Origin of the sequence: Mucilaginibacter achroorhodeus (assembly GCF_007846095.1) — a bacterium.
Lineage (GTDB): Bacteria > Bacteroidota > Bacteroidia > Sphingobacteriales > Sphingobacteriaceae > Mucilaginibacter > Mucilaginibacter achroorhodeus.
This window is the reverse complement of sequence record NZ_VOEI01000001.1, coordinates 593,571-610,519: the sequence shown is the minus strand read 5'-3', so window position 1 is coordinate 610,519 and position 16,949 is coordinate 593,571. Positions and strand designations below refer to the sequence as shown.

The 16,949-nt window shown below is 43.6% G+C and carries 15 protein-coding genes; 7 read left to right on the top strand and 8 right to left on the bottom strand.

Going from position 1 to position 16,949, the window contains the following annotated elements; genetic code table 11:
* Nucleotides 1-170 precede the first annotated feature (170 nt).
* The 5 genes from FPZ42_RS02890 (at nt 171) to FPZ42_RS02870 (ending at nt 7,644) form a co-directional block, all read left to right on the top strand.
* On the top strand, nt 171-1,448 hold the full coding sequence (locus tag FPZ42_RS02890; RefSeq protein ID WP_146268970.1) for a BamA/TamA family outer membrane protein: 1,278 nt from the start codon (nt 171-173) through the stop codon (nt 1,446-1,448).
* Nucleotides 1,449-1,456: 8 nt separating this feature from the next.
* Complete coding sequence (locus FPZ42_RS02885; protein ID WP_146268969.1) at nt 1,457-1,816, top strand: hypothetical protein; 360 nt, start codon at nt 1,457-1,459, stop codon at nt 1,814-1,816.
* 161 nt (nt 1,817-1,977) lie between these two features.
* Nucleotides 1,978-4,332: a TonB-dependent receptor gene (locus tag FPZ42_RS02880; RefSeq protein WP_146268968.1), complete on the top strand. Its 2,355-nt coding sequence runs from the start codon at nt 1,978-1,980 to the stop codon at nt 4,330-4,332.
* Nucleotides 4,333-4,449: 117 nt separating this feature from the next.
* The gene (locus FPZ42_RS02875; RefSeq protein WP_146268967.1) at nt 4,450-5,229 is read left to right on the top strand and encodes a phosphatase PAP2 family protein; all 780 of its coding nucleotides are present in this window, start codon (nt 4,450-4,452) and stop codon (nt 5,227-5,229) included.
* An 87-nt stretch (nt 5,230-5,316) separates the two neighbouring features.
* The gene (locus tag FPZ42_RS02870) at nt 5,317-7,644 is read left to right on the top strand and encodes a S9 family peptidase (RefSeq protein ID WP_146268966.1); all 2,328 of its coding nucleotides are present in this window, start codon (nt 5,317-5,319) and stop codon (nt 7,642-7,644) included.
* A gap of 70 nt (nt 7,645-7,714) precedes the next feature.
* Here the strand turns inward: FPZ42_RS02870 and FPZ42_RS02865 are convergent, their stop codons facing one another.
* From FPZ42_RS02865 to FPZ42_RS02840, 6 genes are all read right to left on the bottom strand, one after another.
* Nucleotides 7,715-8,119 (bottom strand): GlcG/HbpS family heme-binding protein, encoded by a 405-nt coding sequence (locus tag FPZ42_RS02865; RefSeq protein ID WP_146268965.1) that lies wholly within the window; start codon nt 8,117-8,119, stop codon nt 7,715-7,717.
* On the bottom strand, nt 8,116-8,640 hold the full coding sequence (locus tag FPZ42_RS02860) for a hypothetical protein (RefSeq protein ID WP_186458669.1): 525 nt from the start codon (nt 8,638-8,640) through the stop codon (nt 8,116-8,118). Before FPZ42_RS02860 ends, FPZ42_RS02865 begins: the two co-directional genes overlap by 4 nt.
* An 11-nt stretch (nt 8,641-8,651) precedes the next feature.
* Nucleotides 8,652-9,578 (bottom strand): TIGR01777 family oxidoreductase, encoded by a 927-nt coding sequence (locus FPZ42_RS02855; RefSeq protein ID WP_146268964.1) that lies wholly within the window; start codon nt 9,576-9,578, stop codon nt 8,652-8,654.
* A 10-nt stretch (nt 9,579-9,588) separates the two neighbouring features.
* Complete coding sequence (locus FPZ42_RS02850) at nt 9,589-10,404, bottom strand: DCC1-like thiol-disulfide oxidoreductase family protein (RefSeq protein ID WP_146268963.1); 816 nt, start codon at nt 10,402-10,404, stop codon at nt 9,589-9,591.
* An 82-nt stretch (nt 10,405-10,486) separates the two neighbouring features.
* The gene (locus tag FPZ42_RS02845; protein WP_146268962.1) at nt 10,487-10,993 is read right to left on the bottom strand and encodes a GbsR/MarR family transcriptional regulator; all 507 of its coding nucleotides are present in this window, start codon (nt 10,991-10,993) and stop codon (nt 10,487-10,489) included.
* A 208-nt stretch (nt 10,994-11,201) separates the two neighbouring features.
* Nucleotides 11,202-12,710, bottom strand: a complete 1,509-nt coding sequence (locus FPZ42_RS02840; RefSeq protein ID WP_146268961.1) for a cryptochrome/photolyase family protein — start codon at nt 12,708-12,710, stop codon at nt 11,202-11,204.
* Between the two features lie 249 nt (nt 12,711-12,959).
* Between FPZ42_RS02840 and FPZ42_RS02835 the strand changes: the two genes are divergently transcribed.
* Complete coding sequence (locus FPZ42_RS02835; protein WP_146268960.1) at nt 12,960-13,403, top strand: hypothetical protein; 444 nt, start codon at nt 12,960-12,962, stop codon at nt 13,401-13,403.
* 23 nt (nt 13,404-13,426) lie between these two features.
* Here the strand turns inward: FPZ42_RS02835 and FPZ42_RS02830 are convergent, their stop codons facing one another.
* Nucleotides 13,427-14,572 carry a glycoside hydrolase family 130 protein gene (locus FPZ42_RS02830; RefSeq protein ID WP_146268959.1) on the bottom strand — a complete coding sequence of 382 codons (1,146 nt, stop codon included), beginning with the start codon at nt 14,570-14,572 and terminating at the stop codon, nt 13,427-13,429.
* Nucleotides 14,573-14,670: 98 nt separating this feature from the next.
* Nucleotides 14,671-15,267: a dihydrofolate reductase family protein gene (locus FPZ42_RS02825; protein ID WP_146268958.1), complete on the bottom strand. Its 597-nt coding sequence runs from the start codon at nt 15,265-15,267 to the stop codon at nt 14,671-14,673.
* A gap of 220 nt (nt 15,268-15,487) precedes the next feature.
* On the opposite strand from FPZ42_RS02825, the gene FPZ42_RS02820 reads away from it, so the two are divergent.
* On the top strand, nt 15,488-16,942 hold the full coding sequence (locus FPZ42_RS02820; RefSeq protein WP_146268957.1) for an SGNH/GDSL hydrolase family protein: 1,455 nt from the start codon (nt 15,488-15,490) through the stop codon (nt 16,940-16,942).
* The last annotated feature ends 7 nt before the right edge of the window (nt 16,943-16,949 follow it).

The following is a 16,949-nucleotide window of genomic DNA, read 5'->3' as shown; positions in this document are numbered from 1 at the left end:
TACGATAATTGTGCAACAAACCTTGGTGAAGGTCTGTTAAATGTCAAAAACTAAACTATGTGTAACTTTGCACAAAATAAGATGTTACCATTACCTAAAACAAAGCTGCTTTGAGTAAAAATCTTACATACTTGCTCTCAAAAAAAATATTAGGTGTTATCAGCACTGTAATGATGGTTTTGATTACCAACATTACTTATGGGCAAATAACACCAGCAGATACGATTAAGGCCGATTCATTACAGAAGATTGCTAAGATCAAAAAGAACAATAATACTGCCGGGCAATATGATGTGGGCGATCTGTTTAAACACCTTTTCCATCCCCATAGAAAACCCGACTCCGTTAAGAAGAAAGCATCGGGTATTACCATTATCCCTAACATCGCATCAAACCCCAGCATTGGTACGCAAATAGGTATAAAGGCAGTAGCGGGCAGGGTATTGGGAAATAACCCAAATACGCTGATGTCTGTAGCGGCTACCTCGGCATCCATCACTACTAAAAACATCATCTATTTTTATCTTACACATAACATTTATACGCCGGGTAACAAGTGGAATTTTCAGGGTAGTTTAGTTGCTGCCAAGACTGTTACGCCTGATTTCGGCCTTGGCATAGGGCGTGGCGCAAATGATGGTAACCCCGAAGATCTTATCCTTACCAACCCGGGCAGAAAGCCCTATGTGCTTAACGCGCAGTATTACAGTTTTCGCGAGAAGGTTTATAAACAGATAGATAAAGGCTTGTTTGTTGGGGCAGGTGTTTCGTTTGATGTGCGCCGGAAGATCTATGATAAGAACAACGCGGATTCCGTATTAACGCCTTACCGCATCTACAACCAGCGCAACGGTTTTGAGAACGATCATTATGCCTCAAATGGATTTTTAGCCAATATACAATACACTACCCGCGACAACCAGAACCGTGCATATACCGGTATTTATGCCGATGCAGGGGTAAGGGTAAATCAAACCTGGATGGGTAGTACAAAAAATGCTGTTCAATTTAATACCGATTTTAGAAAGTATTTCAGCCTGTCTGAAACCAATCCCGAACATGTGCTGGCTTTCTGGAACTGGACATCATTTGTAGTGGGTGGCGCACTCCCTTACCTCGAATTATCCGGTACCGGCAGGGACGCCAACTTCCGCAGCGGCAGGGGCTATACTGTTACTTACTTTAAGGGGACGCAATATTTCTACTCAGAGATGGAATATCGTTTCCCGATAACGAGAAACAAATTCCTGAGCGGTGTTACATTCTTTAATATCCAGAGCGCTAATGATGATCTGGGGACAAAACTATTTGATGTTTGGCAGCCCGGCGGCGGTGCGGGTTTACGCGTGCTATTTAATAAAGCCACCCGTACCAACCTTTGTATAGATTATGCCTGGGGTAAATACGGTGCCCGCGGTTTGTTTCTTGGTTTAAACGAGGCTTTCTAAATACTGATATGATCAAAGCTTACCTACTTACTACCGGTGACGACGGTCACTCGCACGTGCAAACCGGCCATTTAACCGATGCTGTATTTTACGATGCCAAAAGCATCAGCTTTAAAGAAACTGCACCTCATTCGTTTTTAGACTGGCACACCGCCCCAACCAACCAATATGTAATATGCTTAACAGGTACGCTCGATTTTGAAACGCATACTGGTGAAAAGTTTACGCTTCATCCCGGCGAGGTACTCATTGCTAAGGATACCACAGGTACCGGCCATGTTTGGCATATGCAGGGGCAGGATCCATGGCGACGGGTTTATGTACCCTTTGATGAAACAGAAGGGTTTAATTTTAAAGCAGACGAATAAAAATTTAGCAGTATTTATTAAATATCAGCACAGCGGCCTTAGAGCCGTTTTTTTATTACCAGTACTTTGTTGATGTTATTTAGATTAATTAAAAATAACTATTGACAATGATGTCTTTTTGGTGTTTCTTTGCCGCTGTTTAGAATCATTCAAAATAAGGCATGAAGAAATTTTTATCCCTCCTGATTACCATAATTACTATTTCGGGCGCTTTCGCTCAATCACAGCACGGCAGCGTGAGCGGTGTTGTTACCGCAACAGATGGCAGCCCCGTTGCTTACGTATCCGTAGCTTTAAAAGGCACATCATACGGCGCATCAACTACAGATAAAGGCCATTTTCGTATAGGCCGCATTAATCCCGGTACTTACACCGTTGTAGTTAGTGCTGTTAACATGGCATCGCAAGAGAAAGATGTTACTATAATAGCCGGCCAAAATGCAACGGTAAATTTTATGCTCGACCTAAATACTTCACAATTGAAAGAAGTAATGGTTAACGCACGTACCAACAGCGTTAAAATGGATAACCCATCACAATCTTTACGTCTGCAGGAGCCATTGCTTCAGGTACCGCAAAACATACAGGTGGTATCGGCACAGTCATTAAAAGAGCAGCAGATCATCAGCATGAGCGATGGTATTGTGCGCAATGTAAGTGGTGCGTTCAGGTTAGAGCACTGGGGCGATCTTTATGCCAACATAAACATGCGTGGTTCGCAGGTACAGGCATTCAGGAACGGTTTCAATATCGTTACTTCTTTCTGGGGACCCTTAACTGAAGATATGAGTTTTGTTGACCATATAGAATTTGTTAAAGGCCCGGCGGGTTTTATGCTCTCAAGCGGCGATCCGAGTGGTTTGTACAACGTGGTAACTAAAAAGCCAACCGGCCAAACCAAAGGCGAGTTTAGCTACACAACCGGCAGCTACAACCTTAACCGGGCAACACTTGACCTGGATGGCAAACTGAGTAAAGACGGTAAACTGTTGTACCGCCTAAACTTGTCAGGCCAAAACAAAGGCTCGTTCCGTGCTAACGAGTTTAATAACCGTTATGTGATTGCGCCGGTAGTGTCATACCAGGTTGATGATAAGACCAAACTTACGGCCGAGTATGTTTACCAGCGTGCAAATATGTCAAATGTTGGTTCTTACTATGTATTCAGTCCTAACGGTTACGCGCAATACCCACAAAGTTTTACCGCTTTACCGTCTGGTTTGCCGCCAACCAATATCAATGATCATAGCGTAACGCTGAACATGCAAACCCAGTTAAGCGACAACTGGAAACTTACCGCACAGGCGGCTTATTATAACTACGGGCAAAATGGTTCATCTATGTGGGCTGATAGTGTTGGCCGCGATGGCAGGTACATCCGCAGCATTGGTATCTGGGATGCAAAAAGCACCATGTCTTTAGGTCAGGTTTTCCTGAATGGTAAAGTTAATACCGGCTCAGTTGTACATAAGATATTAGGTGGCGTTGACCTGGGGAACAAGGTTTACAATGCCGATTATAACCAATCGCACCCGCTTGATACCAAGGATCAAATGTTTGATCCGCTGAACCCTAACCTGGGCGTGCCGCCAAATGGTTACCCGGTGTTTGACAGAAGCACCAACCTGGAAGCGCGTGCCGCTGCAGGCTTTGGCTATATCGCAAGTACTTACAGCAGCCTGTATGTGCAGGATGAGTTAGGCTTTTTTGAGAATAAATTACGCTTAACTTTAGCAGGCCGTTACACCTACATCAAAATCTCTAACTACGGCGGTCCCGAGCCAACTGCCAAGCACTTCACGCCGCGTTTAGGTTTAAGCGTGTCAGTAGACGAGCGTACCGCTTTATACGGATTGTATGACCAAGCCTTTACGCCTCAAGTTGGCAGGTTAGCTGTTGGCAGCGTTAAACCGCTTACCGGTAATAATATCGAATTTGGTATTAAAAGAGACTGGGCCGATGGCAAATGGAATACTACCTTAGCAGTGTACAGGATATTGAAGAACAACGAGCTTACCGCCGATCCAAATGCTGATCCTAACGCAGGCTTAAGCGTTGTTTTAGGCCAGAAACGCGCGCAAGGTATTGAGTTTGATTTACGTGGCGAGATTGCGCCTGGTTTTGATGTAACCGCTAACTATGCTTACACAGATTCAAAAGTTACACGGTCTGTAGTAACGGGTGTTACCGTTCCATCTTTCGCTAAGCATACTGCAAATGCCTGGTTAACTTACAAACTACAAGGTGGGGCTTTAAGAGGTACGGGTATTGCTGGCGGGTTTACCTTCCTGGGCGACCGTTCAACAGATGCGCCAGCACCGCTTAAAATGGACAACTATTTTAAACTGGATGGCGGTTTATTTTGGGAAGGGAACAAGATGCGCATCTCGGCAAACGCGTTTAATATTCTGAATAAATATTTATACAGCGGTTCTTATTATGCCTTCTTGCAATCGTATTATTACCAGGCAGAAGCGCCGCGTAACTACCGTTTATCTATCAATTACAAATTTTAAGCGTCCCTGCTATTTACCTATAAATAGAAAAGACCGGCTTTCTCAAAAAAAGCCAGTCTTTTTTTGTTTAACAATTTGGGTAATATTTTGTTAATATTGGCTTAACACAAAACTATAGTGAAGAAAATTTTATTCACCTTATTGATATTAAGCTCTTTAAGCGTGCAAGCGCAGGTCAAAGATACTACCAAGATCGATTCATCAAGCTTGTTGGCCTTACCAGACACCGTGCGAAAATTACGCAGTTCGCTACCTGCTTACATCCCACCGGCGGTTTTTATCACTTATGGGGTATTATCTTTCCCGGTAAAGGCTATCCGTAACCTTGATCATAGCATCTATAACGATCTTATCCAGGACGTGCCAAATTTCAATTATCACATAGAGAATTATTTTCAATACGCGCCGATAGTGATGGTTTATGGTTTAAACTTAGCAGGCATACATGGTAAGAATACTTTTATTGACCGTACAATACTCATTGGTATGTCTGAAGGGATAATGGCCCTGACTACCTTCAGCATAAAAAAGATCTCGCATCGCTTACGCCCGGATGGTTCTAACTATTATTCCTTCCCGTCAGGCCATACCGGTAATGCTTTTGCCGCTGCCGAGTTTATGGCGCAGGAGTACAGCGAAAAATCGATATGGTACGGTATTGCGGGTTATTCGTTCGCAACAGCCACAGCCATCTTGCGCGTTTACAACCGCGACCACTGGTTCAGCGATATTATTGCCGGTGCCGGCTTTGGTATTATTTCAACCAAGTTAGCTTATCTCATCTACCCGCTTTTCCGCAATAAGTTGTTTCATGATAAACACTCTGATAAAACAAGCATCATTATGCCATCGTACTCCAACGGTATAGCAGGTTTCTCGTTTGTTAAACAGCTCTAATAAGTGTAACAATCATTATACGCCGCTTAAGCTGTAAAACACAAGATTTTGCTTTATTTTGTTCTGTTTAAACTAACTGACTAAACAATGAACAAATATTTACTTACGGCTGCTGCAGTTGTTTTTGGCTTAAGTGCGGCTGCACAGCAGGGCGGGGCGCTTACTGCTAAAGATTATGAGCATGCGGAGAGCTTTCTGGCTTATAACACTATGCCGCTTGTTTACAGGGCCAATGTAATGCCTAACTGGCTGCACAACGGTAAATTCTGGTACCGCGTTACTACACCTAACGGCGCTGAGTTTTACCTCGTTGATCCTGCGAAGAAAACTCGCAGTAAAGCCTTTGACGAAACAAAGCTGGCGACGGCGTTATCTTCTGCCGCTGGCACAACTTATAGTGCGGATAAACTGCCGTTCATGAGTATTGGCTACACTGCCGATGATAAATACGTAACTTTTAATGCCGACGGAAAGGGATGGAAATACGACCCGCAAGCTAACCAGGTAACGGCCGATAATTCCACAACAGAAGCCGTGAAGCCTGCACGCTTAACCGGCAGGGCGGCCCGTGGTGGTGGTAATGAGGTTTTATCTCCGGATGGTAAAAAGGCTGTATTTATCAAAGATTATAATCTGTGGGTGCGTGATGTAGCTAATAATTCCACTACACAACTAACTACCGATGGCGTTAAAGATTTTGGCTACGCTACCGATAATGCAGGCTGGACGCACAGCGATCGCCCGATAGTTTCATGGTCGCCGGATTCTAAAAAGGTAGCAACCTTTCAGCAGGATCAACGCAAATCAAGCGATATGTATTTGGTAACGACCAACGTGGGTAAGCCAACCTTAAAAGCCTGGAAATATCCGTTGCCGGGTGATAAGGACATCACCATGATACAACGCGTTATAGTTGATGTAGAGAATCCTAAAGTTGTACGCTTCAATATTGAGCCAGATCCTCACCGCGCTACCTTAAGCGATGATATTGCCAGCAGCGGCAGCTTGGATGATGCTGATTGGAAAGCAGACGGAACCGAGTTTGCTTTTGTTTCCACATCACGGGATCACAAGAATGAAAAGTTCCGCATTGCCAATGCACAAACGGGCGTTGTGCGCGATGTATTCGAGGAAACTGTAAAAACACAATACGAATCTGGCTGGGGTGCTATCAACTGGCGGTATTTACCGGCATCAAAGGAGATCATCTGGTTCTCTGAGCGAGATAACTGGGGGCACCTTTACTTATATGATGCTACCACCGGTAAGTTAAAGAACCAGATAACCAAAGGCAACTGGGTAGTAACCAAGCTGCTTAAAGTTGATGAAAAAAATCGAGCGCTTTATTTTATGGCAGACGGCCGCGAACCGGGTAATCCTTATTTTGCACATCTGTACAAAATAGGGTTTAATGGCAAAGGCTTAACGCTACTTACGCCGGAGGCCGGTAATCACGTGATAAGCTTTTCTCCCGATGAGCAATACTTTGTGGATACTTACTCACAGCCCGATGTACCACAGGTAAGCGTTGTGCGCGATCTGAACGGTAAATTGATCAGCAATTTAGAGAAAGCAGATATCTCACAACTTGTTGCAACCGGCTGGAAAGCGCCTATCCCCATAAAAGTAAAAGCGCATGACGGCACTACTGATATTTACGGCTTGGTTTTTACGCCAACCAAAATGGATGCAGGTAAAAAATATCCTGTGATAGATTACATCTACCCTGGTCCGCAGGGGGGCAGTATTGGCAACTGGTCTTTCGGGCCATCGCGTAATGATAACCAGGCACTTGCCGAACTGGGTTTTATTGTAGTGGCAATCGAGGGTACCAGTAATCCGCTGCGTTCAAAAAGTTTCCATGATATGAGCTATGGCAACATGGCCGAAAATACACTGCCGGACCAGATCACAGCTATCAGGCAGTTATCTGCAAAGTACCCAATAGATACTACTAAAGTTGGCATATGGGGCCACTCGGGTGGTGGTTTTGCTACAGCAACGGCTATGTTCCGTTACCCTGATTTCTTTAAGGTAGGCATATCAGAATCAGGCAACCATGACAACCGCAACTACGAGGATGATTGGGGCGAACGCTACGACGGTTTGGTTGAAAACTCCGACTATGACGCTCAAGCAAACCAAAATTGGGCTAAGAACCTTAAAGGTAAACTAATGCTGGTACATGGTATGATGGATGACAACGTACCACCCTACAATACTCTGTTAGTGGCAGAAGCACTGGAGAAAGCCAACAAAAGTTTCGACCTTGTGATTTTCCCTAACAGTGCACATGGCTACGGGGCTTACTCGCCCTACATGATGCGCCGCCGCTGGGATTACTTTGTAGAGAACCTGTTAGGCCTTAAACCGCCTTACGATTACCAGATGGGTAAACGAACAGTAGGGCGATAAATAGTTCTCAGGCCTTGCAAATTTTTGCAAGGCCTGAGAACTATATCTGCAAGGATTTTATGTTAGTTGTTTAAAAATTTGATGACTCGTTAGCAGCAGAAGCTACTTCATGATCTTGTTCTACAGTGCCGCCTGATACACCTATGGCTCCAATGATTTTACCGTCGCTATTTTTTAATACAACGCCACCGGGAAAGCTTATTAATCCACCGTTAGAGTGTTCGATGTTATAAAGCGGGCCGCCCGGTTGCGATAATTTACCTATCTCGCCGGAGTTCATGTCAAAGTAACGTGCCGTTTTAGCTTTCTTGATGGCGATATCAATCGATCCAAGCCATGCGTTATCCATACGGTGAAATGAAACCAGGTTGGCCCCTTCATCAACAATGGCGATGTTCATAGCTACACCAATTTCTGTAGCTTTAATTTTTGCTGTATTCGAAAGTTTCTCTGCTTGCGCTAATGTGATACTCATAATTCTTGGTTTGAAAGTTTAACAGGCGTTGCGTAAGGTTGTTTTGTCCTATCTAATTGTTTTAAGTATATACGCACCTTTAACAACGGTATCAAACAAATTACCCCGAATGAGCAATCTATCAGTCGCCAGAAAAAAGGGATATGCCTGATGCTGCCGGCAATAAAAGCCAGCGGAAAAATGGCTATACTGGCAATTATGCCAAATTGAATTATCCAGATGTTCTTCACCGGATCACGCAGCGGACCGATAAAAAGTACCGCCAACAGCAGGTGAGCAAATGCCAGCCAATCAGTTCCATAAGATAAATACGGATATGCAGCGTTTGTAGCTTTAACTGCATTGTAAACGGTATTTAGCCAGTGTTGCGCATGGGCAGACATAAAGCCCGAGTTGGTGCTAAGCCAGGCCAGTTCTGTTTCGATAGGGAAGGCCGTGATGCCGCTTAAGGCCAGGCCAATAATGATCATCCATATCAATAGCTTAATACGTTTTTGTAATTGTTTCCGGTTGGTTGGCATGATAGATCAGGTTAAGATTTGATGCTCAGCAGATCATGGATGGCATGGGCAGCTTCGGGGTATTGGAATTGGTAGCCGCTATCTAAAAGTAGTTTCGGGTAAACCCATCTGCTTTTAAGCACCAGTTCCGTTTCGGTACCTATAAGGGCAGCGCCGATCTCCAAGAGCCATTTGGGAGAAGGCAATCCAACCGGGATGCCGTAAGTATCGCGAATAATGCGCATCACGTCGGTATTGGGCAGGGCGTTTGGTGATGTTACGTTAACAACACCGTTGATTTCCGGGTGATCGTAAGTCCACTCCGTAATGGCGGCTACGTCCTGTTCGTGTACCCAGGTTACGTATTGGCGGCCATCGCCTTGCTTACCGCCGAGGCCAAATTTAACAAGGTTGCAAAGCGCCGGGAAAGCACCGCCATTTCGGCTCAACACAATACCTATGCGCAACGCAACTTTGCGCGTTTTGGGCGTTTGTTGCTCAAAGAAAGTTTGCTCCCACTGCTTGCAAACGTCTATTGAAAAGCCATAACCGATCTCCCCGGTTTCTTCATTCTGCGGACGGTCTTCTGCATGGCGGTAAATGGTTGCAGAGGCCGCGTTGAGCCAAAGCGCAGGTGGATTTTCTGATCTGGCTATAACTTCACCCAGCAAACGGGTAGGTACCAACCTTGAACTTAGTATCTCTGCTTTATTCTTATCGGTGTAGCGGCAGTTTACGTTTTTACCACACAGGTTAATGAGTATATCTGACCCGTCCAGTTCCTTTATCCAATCTCCGGCCGTTTTAGCATCCCAAACAACGGTACGGATGTTACCTTGAGGGGCTTTAGGCTTGCGGCTCAGTATCACTATCTCATTTGCCTTATCGCTGTAATATTCGGCCAGTTTAGTGCCAAGGCTGCCGGCACCTCCTGCTAATATGATCTTGTTGAATTTCATGATGATAAGTTTAAATATACAAAATAGCACCCAGCACTGCCGCACGGTAAATTGCCCAGGTAATGGTTAACCACCAGCCAATGCCCATAATTTTGCTTCGGCGGATGTGTTCAAGGAACATAAGGCCTGCTACCAGCAGAAAGTAAAGGGTATAGAATACCGGATGCATGCCAATAGCAGTGCTAAGTAGCACCACAGGCAACAGCAACAGACTACCACCGAAAGAGATGGTCATCATGTTACCTAAATATTCCCAGCGTTTTTTATTGAACAACAGGCTGATGAAAATACCCTGGAACAAGATCTGGCCGCCGCAAATCAGGTATTCGCGGTAGGCGCTGCCAATTGGTACCATCCCTTGCAATAAGGTTGCGTAGTTGGTAAGTATTGCAGCTGTAATAAACCAGGTGAAAAGCAGGTAAGCTATGCGGTAGCGGAGTTTAAAAGTAGGCTGGTAAATATAATTCTCGGTATTTGCAGGGATAATTACCCTGCGGTTGTAAGATATAAAAGCATATACCTTACTCATTAGCCAAACAAAGGGTGTAAAATTAAATAGCCCTTTAACTACCGGCCAGCTATTACCCAATACTTTGAATAAACTTTTTACACCATAAGTAACCTCGCCGGTTTGCCGATTAACCAGCGCGATCTCATCTGCTGCGCGCTGACGGTTAACCAGCGGACAAGCATCTGGTGACAATTCCTGGTAGGGTGCCCTGCCGGCAGCATCAAGCATCCCAGTTTTTACAAATGCTTTAGTGTAGATTTTGCACATAGGGCATTCAGCATCGTAAAGTATAGTGTAATTGCCAAGTGTTTTCATGATGGATAGGTTTATAGATATTATTATTTATATGTTTCGTATTTTCAGTAAATATTGAAATATGGGAAGCGAAAAAAATGTCCTATTTGAACATTTTAAAAATCGATCCCCAAAACCAGCTTTCGTCTGCTTTAAGCATGGTATCAAGCATACGGTCGACGTTTTTAGACATTTTGTTGATGTCTGTCATAGATTTATTGAATGTTTTAAAGTCAGGGTCGTTCTTATCGCCTTTTACCTGTACCAGTTCTTCCAGGGTTTTTAAAACCGGCTCCAATTCGCGCTTGCGGCGCTCTTTTGCAACCTGGCGGGCAATGTTCCAAATGTCTTTATCTGCGTAAAAGTACTCCTTGCGTTCCCCAGGCTTCAATTGCTTTTCTACCAGGCCCCAGCTCATCAGATCACGAAGGGTCATGTTGGCATTACCGCGAGATATGCTAAGTTCCTCCATCACCTGTTCGGTAGTTAAAGCATCTGGTGTCACCAGCAGCAGTGCATGTACCTGGGCCATGGTGCGGTTAATGCCCCACTCAGAGCCTAACTTGCCCCATGTTTCTATAAATTTTTGCTTTGCTTCCGGTAATTGCATGTACAAATGTAAACACTTTTTTAAACTTTCAAAACCTTTTGAAAGTTTATTTTAAATCTTACTCACCCCGTCCCGATAGCAATCGGGATACGCTGGTCGACCCTCTGTACTTCGTAAAGAGGGTAGGAAATTTCATTTTTGCTTTTTACCCTCTTTTCGCGCAGCGAAGAGAGGGTGGTCGAGCGCACGCGATGACCGGGTGAGTTAACTATGCTTGCTCGTCCAGCTTTTGCAAAAAATTCTCTGCGTTATAGATGTGCTTTTTTTGTTTTTCTGCATCCATTTTATCGAAGGATCTTACCAGCATACCCAGCCTTGGGTTTTGGGTAAAAAAGTTGCGGTGTTTATGCATAAAGCGCCAGAACAGGCCGTCCCAGGTTTCCTGCCAGTCACCTTTGGGCCAGTTACCCATCTTCATGAGGTAGTTGCTGCCGCTGATGTAAGGTTTGGTCATCATCAATCCGCCGTCGGCAAATTGGGTCATCCCATAAGTGTTAGGCACCATTACCCAGTCATAAGCATCTATGTACATTTCCATAAACCAGCGGTACACATCATCCGGGTCAAACTCACATAACAGCATAAAGTTCCCCATGATCATTAAGCGCTCAATGTGGTGGCTATACCCGGTGTGCAGCACGCGCTTTATCACAGTATCAACAGGTAAAATTCCGGTTTCGCCCGTCCAAAACGTCTTTGGAATACGGCGTTTGAAACCCCAGTAATTTTTAGTGCGCTGTTTTACACCTTCGCGCTCATAAATAAGGTGAATAAATTCGCGCCAGCCCATAACCTGTCTTATAAAACCCTCAAGCGAATTTAGCGGTATGTCATTGTCGGCTGCATAATCTAGGGTTTTATCTATCACCTCCTGCGGGTCAAGCAAGCCGGTATTAATGAGAGGCGACAGAATAGAGTGATATAAAAAAGTTTCGCCGATGACCATCGCATCCTCGTAAACCCCGAATTTTTGAAAGCGGTTTTTCAAAAAATCCTTAAGCCAAAGTTGCGCTTGCTGATGGGTTACCGGATAAAAGTCACCGATGTTTCCAAAAGGCGAGTTGGTATCGCCGTAATTATCGGGGTAATGTTTTTCTACCCATGTTATGGCGTCTTTTACATATTGATTCTCCTCAGGAGGGTTCAACATAGGGACTACCTCGTTTTTTGGGAATTTTTGCCGGTTCTCGGTATCATAAGTCCATTTGCCACCAAGGGGCTTGTCTTTGCCCTCTAACAATATGTTACGCTGTTTACGTTGGGCGGTATAAAAATCAGTTTGGAAATAGGTTTTACGGCCATCAAAATAATCGGCCACTACTTCGGCGCTGTTCAGGAAGTTCGGGCTATCGTATTTCTTTATGCCGACGTCTTGTTTTTCGCAGGCTGATACAATGCGTTTCTCCAACCAATCATCTGCAACATGGGCGTAATGGATGTTATCAGCGCCTTGTTTAACCAAATGGGGGATGAGTTTACGGATATCGCAAAGCTTATCCGTTGCCTCAATGTAAGTTACATTAATGCCCTGCTCTTTTAGATGATCGGTATAGTATTGCATCGATGCCCGGTGCAGCACCAGCTTTTTCTTGTGAAAATTATATTGATTGAAGAACAGACTTTCCTCGATCAGATAAACAGGACGACCTGCAGCAACTGCCGGGTGTTTCTTAAATAATTGATGAGGAAAAATAAGGGTAACTGCCGATGGATGCATGCATGAGCAACATGGCGAAAGCTGAAATGGTTTGGTTAACTCTTAATCTTGCATTGCTTAAAATTCGGATAATCTATCTAATTAGCAAGTCATAGCCTATCATATAATCCTCAACGTTTAATCATTGAGAAATCAAATTAATAGCATTGGTTAAAATTCTAACAATCAGCCGCAAAAGAGACGAAAACTTAGAGCTATAGGGAATGCTTTTTGTAAAATTGTGTCCCCTACTAATTTAACCGATTCTAAATGAAACTAATTAAAAAAGTACCTTATACAGGGACTACTTTTAAAAAGTACATTATTTGTACTTTGTTTTTTTTGCTTGCAGTTGTGCTTGATGTTAATGCTCAACAGGGTTGCCTTTTTAACGGTGCGGTTTACACCACTTATAACAGGTACATATTTATTTTTGTTGATCTTTCGTACTATTCCAATCCAATTTCCGCCAGTTGTCCTGTCCCTTCTACACCAGCCAACACGTATTTGTACACCTTTAATCCATCTGGTTCTTGCTCAGCAGGGTCAGGACCTTCCTTTTTTCCCAATGTAGGGACTTTAGTAAGTTATCAGATGAGGCAATGTCCTTTAGACGATTTTTTGCCTTTACTGTTTTCAGGAATCGCTTTTATAGGGATTTGGAAAATGAGGTATCGTTATCCTATGTATCAAAAAAGCAAATCAAGCATCTAATCTAGACTTGTATTATAACTGCCTTAATTTATCGGATCGGCCTTTGCGGGCTTGGTAGGATCATAAACCGCTACGCAGACCCTCGAATCAGCAGCACCATAGTACAGGAACCATTTCTTTTTAAAATAAGCCATCCCTTCCAGAAAGACCGTACCTGCCGGGTATTGTCCGCTTTTTTCAAATGAGGCCATTGGGCGCATAAACGGCACATCCAATCGTGTGATAAATTTTAGCGGGTCATTCTTATCAAATAAGCCTTGCCCGGCACAGTAGCTGTTCAGTGTAAAACGCTTATCGCCGTCATCTCCTGCTTTGTTTTTGCCGTTGTAAAGCAGCACAATTCCTTTATCAGTCATGATAGCAGGGGGGCCGCATTCGGTCAATTCGCTATCAAAATAGCCTTTACGGGGCGAGAACAGTTCAGTTAAATTACCATCAGGGTTAACAACCGGTGTCCAGTCTACCAGGTTGGTTGATGTTGCAGCAAAAACGTGTAATTCGCCCCAGTACATCCAGTATTTGCCTTTTACTTTCGCTACAACTTGCTTACCATTAACAATTTTGGTAAGAATGGAAGCTGATTTATGCGGGATGTTTAAGAACTTTCCCTTGTAAGCATCTTCAAATATAGGCCCATGCTTGGTCCAGTGTTTAAGATCTTTTGATGTAGCTACACCAAGGCGCGGCACATCACGGTTCCATTGGGTATAGAAAACCACGTAGGTGCCATTAGCCGTAACAGCAACGCGGGGATCTTCGCAACCGCCCGGCCATTCGTATTTTTTCTGGCTATCGTTATCGGGGTAGAACACCGGCGTTTTATCACGCTTAAAATGTAAACCATCTTTACTGATCGCGTAACCTAACCTTGAGGTGCGGTAACCTATACCAACACCCGATTTATCTTCAGAGCGGTAAAGCACCACCACATTGCCCCTGTAAACCGCAGCACCAGGATTAAAGGTGTCGTTAGATTCCCAGCCCACATATTTTTTAAGTACGGGATCCAGGAAGCGCGTTGTGCTATCGGGCGAGATGATAGGGTTTAGTGTAGTTTCGCGCTCAAAACCTCCTAATGCCCATGCGGGTAACCGGTTCACTTCCTGCGCTAATGCGCTGCCTGTTAAAAGACATAACAGGACTAAGCTTTTAATGAAGATGTTTCTCATATTGGTTTATTGGCGATAAACAAATATATACATCTCTATCTATCAATGTAAAAAAGCCGCTAAAAGCGGCTAAGTAATTCTCAAGCGATACGGAAAAACTATTCCGGGCTTACGGAGCCGGTCTTAACTTCACCACTTTTTTTGTAGTTGGTAACAATAACCCCCTTTGGTGTTATATGGCTTTCAACCAGTTCAAATTCTTTAGGCATGGCATCGTTACCAAAAAGCTTTTTGCCATTACCCAGGATGATGGGGTAGATGTTTAGCCAAAACTCGTCGATCAGATCGTTTTTCAATAGCAGTTTAACCAATTCGCTGCTGCCCCATATTTTAAGGTCGCGACCTTCGGAGTTTTTAAGTTGCCTGATATCATCAACTGTTTTCAGAAAATGCGAATTTTCCCAGGCAGATTCGGTAAGCGTGTTAGAGAAGGCATATTTATTCACCTCCATAATGCCCGGCCAATACTGCGCGTTCTTTGGCCAATATCCTGCAAAAATGTCGAAGGTTTTGCGGCCCAGCAGCAGATCGGCAGGTTCTAATTGTTTCTGCATTGCTTTTCCCAATTCCTCATCGCCATATGGAGCTGTCCAGCCGCCAAATTTAAAATCGTTTGAAGTATCTTCTTCGGGGCCGCCCGGGCCTTGTATTACGCCATCTAATGTGATAAACGATAATAAGATTATTTTTCTCATGTGATCGATCTCCTTGTTTTAGTTGTTTTGATAAGTCAAATCTCGGGATAAATATATAAGCCGGCGAGGTGTGAAAATGACGAATGATAGGGCTGTTTGCGACTTTTAGATTTTAACAATATATACAAGCTGATCGGAGTAATAAAATTTATTTTTTAGTTGTTAAAACGATTTAGCAAATTTTATTTAATATTGTTTAGGATTTAATTAGTTAACTAAAATGTTTAAACAGTACACGTGTTTACGCCTTAAAAAAGGATTCACTAAAAGCTTATTATTGATATCATTATTTGGCAGCAGTATTACAATGCAAAGCTGTTCAAAAAAGATTTTGCCGAACGTTCCGCAAAATGCCAAATTATTTAAGGCCGGTGATAGGGTGGCTTTTGTTGGTAACAGCATTACGCATGGCGGGCGCTACCATCAGTATATCTGGTTATATTACATGACGCGATTTCCCAACCTGCGTTTTACCATCATGAATGGTGGTGTAGGAGGCGATATTGTGGCCAATATCAACAATCGTTTCGATGAAGACATCCTTACCAAGCAGCCAAATAAAATAGACCTTACCTTTGGAATGAATGACTCCGGTTTTTTTCAATACATGACCGGCGACTCTGCTAAGATATCAGACCAGCTATTTGCAAAATGTGATAGTGCTTTTAAACTTTTGCAAGCAAAGCTAATTCAGCATAAAGAGATCAAAACTACGTTGATGAGCGGTTCTCCTTACGATTTTACTACTAAGGTGATAAACGGTAACGGTTGGCGCGAGAAACCTGCCACCTTTGAACGTATTGTGCAATTGCAACGCGCCACAGCGGCTAAGAACAACTGGCCGTATATTGATATTTATCACCCAATAGACAGGCTGAACAAGCAATATCAGCAAACGGATCCAAATTTCACCCTTAGCGGAAGTAACGACAGGGTACACCCTGAATCTTACGGCCATTTAATTTGGGCTTACCTTTTCCTTTGCAACCAAGGTTTAAAAGGAATGGAAGTAGCAGATTTTACTGTTGATGCAGCAAACGCTAAAACTGTGGCATCGGTAAACTGCAGCATCAGTAATGTTAAGGGTAATGCACAAGCTATAAGTTTTGATTATTTGGCAAATTCGCTTCCTTTCCCGGTTGATGAGGAGAAACATAACGGCGATCATCACCCCGCATCATATGCACTCAATTACGTGCCGTTTACAAATGACTTAAACAAAGAAGTGCTTAAAGTACAAAGCCTTAGTGGTAATTATGAATTAAAAATAGATGATAAAGCGATGGGGCATTTCAGCGCTGCTGACCTGGCAAAAGGTGTAAACATGGCGCTGATCACTAATACACCGCAATATCAGCAAGCACTGCAAATATTAAAGCTTAACGAAGAACGCGGCTCGGTTGAGCGCGAAACACGCGATTACGCCGTGCAAGTATATAATTTCGCAAGGGCTAACGGTATCAAAAACGATAACGACCCTGCATCATGGGCAAAAATGCGCGATTTAAAGAAAACTAATGGTTGGATAAACAATGACCTTTATGAACGCGGCAGTAATCCAGCTACCCAAAAAGCTTGGCAGGATAAAATGAATAACCTCATCAACCAGATATATGCAAGCAATAAACCGGTAAAACATAAGATTGAGTTATTAAAAATTACCGAAAACCAATAACGCAACA

What these genes read in the sequence shown, in the direction of transcription:
- FPZ42_RS02890 (WP_146268970.1), top strand. Translation starts at nt 171, where the DNA reads ATGATGGTTTTGATTACCAACATTACTTATGGGCAAATAACACCAGCA.
- FPZ42_RS02820 (WP_146268957.1), top strand. Translation starts at nt 15,488, where the DNA reads ATGTTTAAACAGTACACGTGTTTACGCCTTAAAAAAGGATTCACTAAA.
- FPZ42_RS02825 (WP_146268958.1), bottom strand. Translation starts at nt 15,267, where the DNA reads ATGAGAAAAATAATCTTATTATCGTTTATCACATTAGATGGCGTAATA.
- FPZ42_RS02840 (WP_146268961.1), bottom strand. Translation starts at nt 12,710, where the DNA reads ATGCATCCATCGGCAGTTACCCTTATTTTTCCTCATCAATTATTTAAG.
- FPZ42_RS02885 (WP_146268969.1), top strand. Translation starts at nt 1,457, where the DNA reads ATGATCAAAGCTTACCTACTTACTACCGGTGACGACGGTCACTCGCAC.
- FPZ42_RS02830 (WP_146268959.1), bottom strand. Translation starts at nt 14,572, where the DNA reads ATGAGAAACATCTTCATTAAAAGCTTAGTCCTGTTATGTCTTTTAACA.
- FPZ42_RS02835 (WP_146268960.1), top strand. Translation starts at nt 12,960, where the DNA reads ATGAAACTAATTAAAAAAGTACCTTATACAGGGACTACTTTTAAAAAG.
- FPZ42_RS02870 (WP_146268966.1), top strand. Translation starts at nt 5,317, where the DNA reads ATGAACAAATATTTACTTACGGCTGCTGCAGTTGTTTTTGGCTTAAGT.
- FPZ42_RS02845 (WP_146268962.1), bottom strand. Translation starts at nt 10,993, where the DNA reads ATGCAATTACCGGAAGCAAAGCAAAAATTTATAGAAACATGGGGCAAG.
- FPZ42_RS02880 (WP_146268968.1), top strand. Translation starts at nt 1,978, where the DNA reads ATGAAGAAATTTTTATCCCTCCTGATTACCATAATTACTATTTCGGGC.
- FPZ42_RS02855 (WP_146268964.1), bottom strand. Translation starts at nt 9,578, where the DNA reads ATGAAATTCAACAAGATCATATTAGCAGGAGGTGCCGGCAGCCTTGGC.
- FPZ42_RS02850 (WP_146268963.1), bottom strand. Translation starts at nt 10,404, where the DNA reads ATGAAAACACTTGGCAATTACACTATACTTTACGATGCTGAATGCCCT.
- FPZ42_RS02860 (WP_186458669.1), bottom strand. Translation starts at nt 8,640, where the DNA reads ATGCCAACCAACCGGAAACAATTACAAAAACGTATTAAGCTATTGATA.
- FPZ42_RS02865 (WP_146268965.1), bottom strand. Translation starts at nt 8,119, where the DNA reads ATGAGTATCACATTAGCGCAAGCAGAGAAACTTTCGAATACAGCAAAA.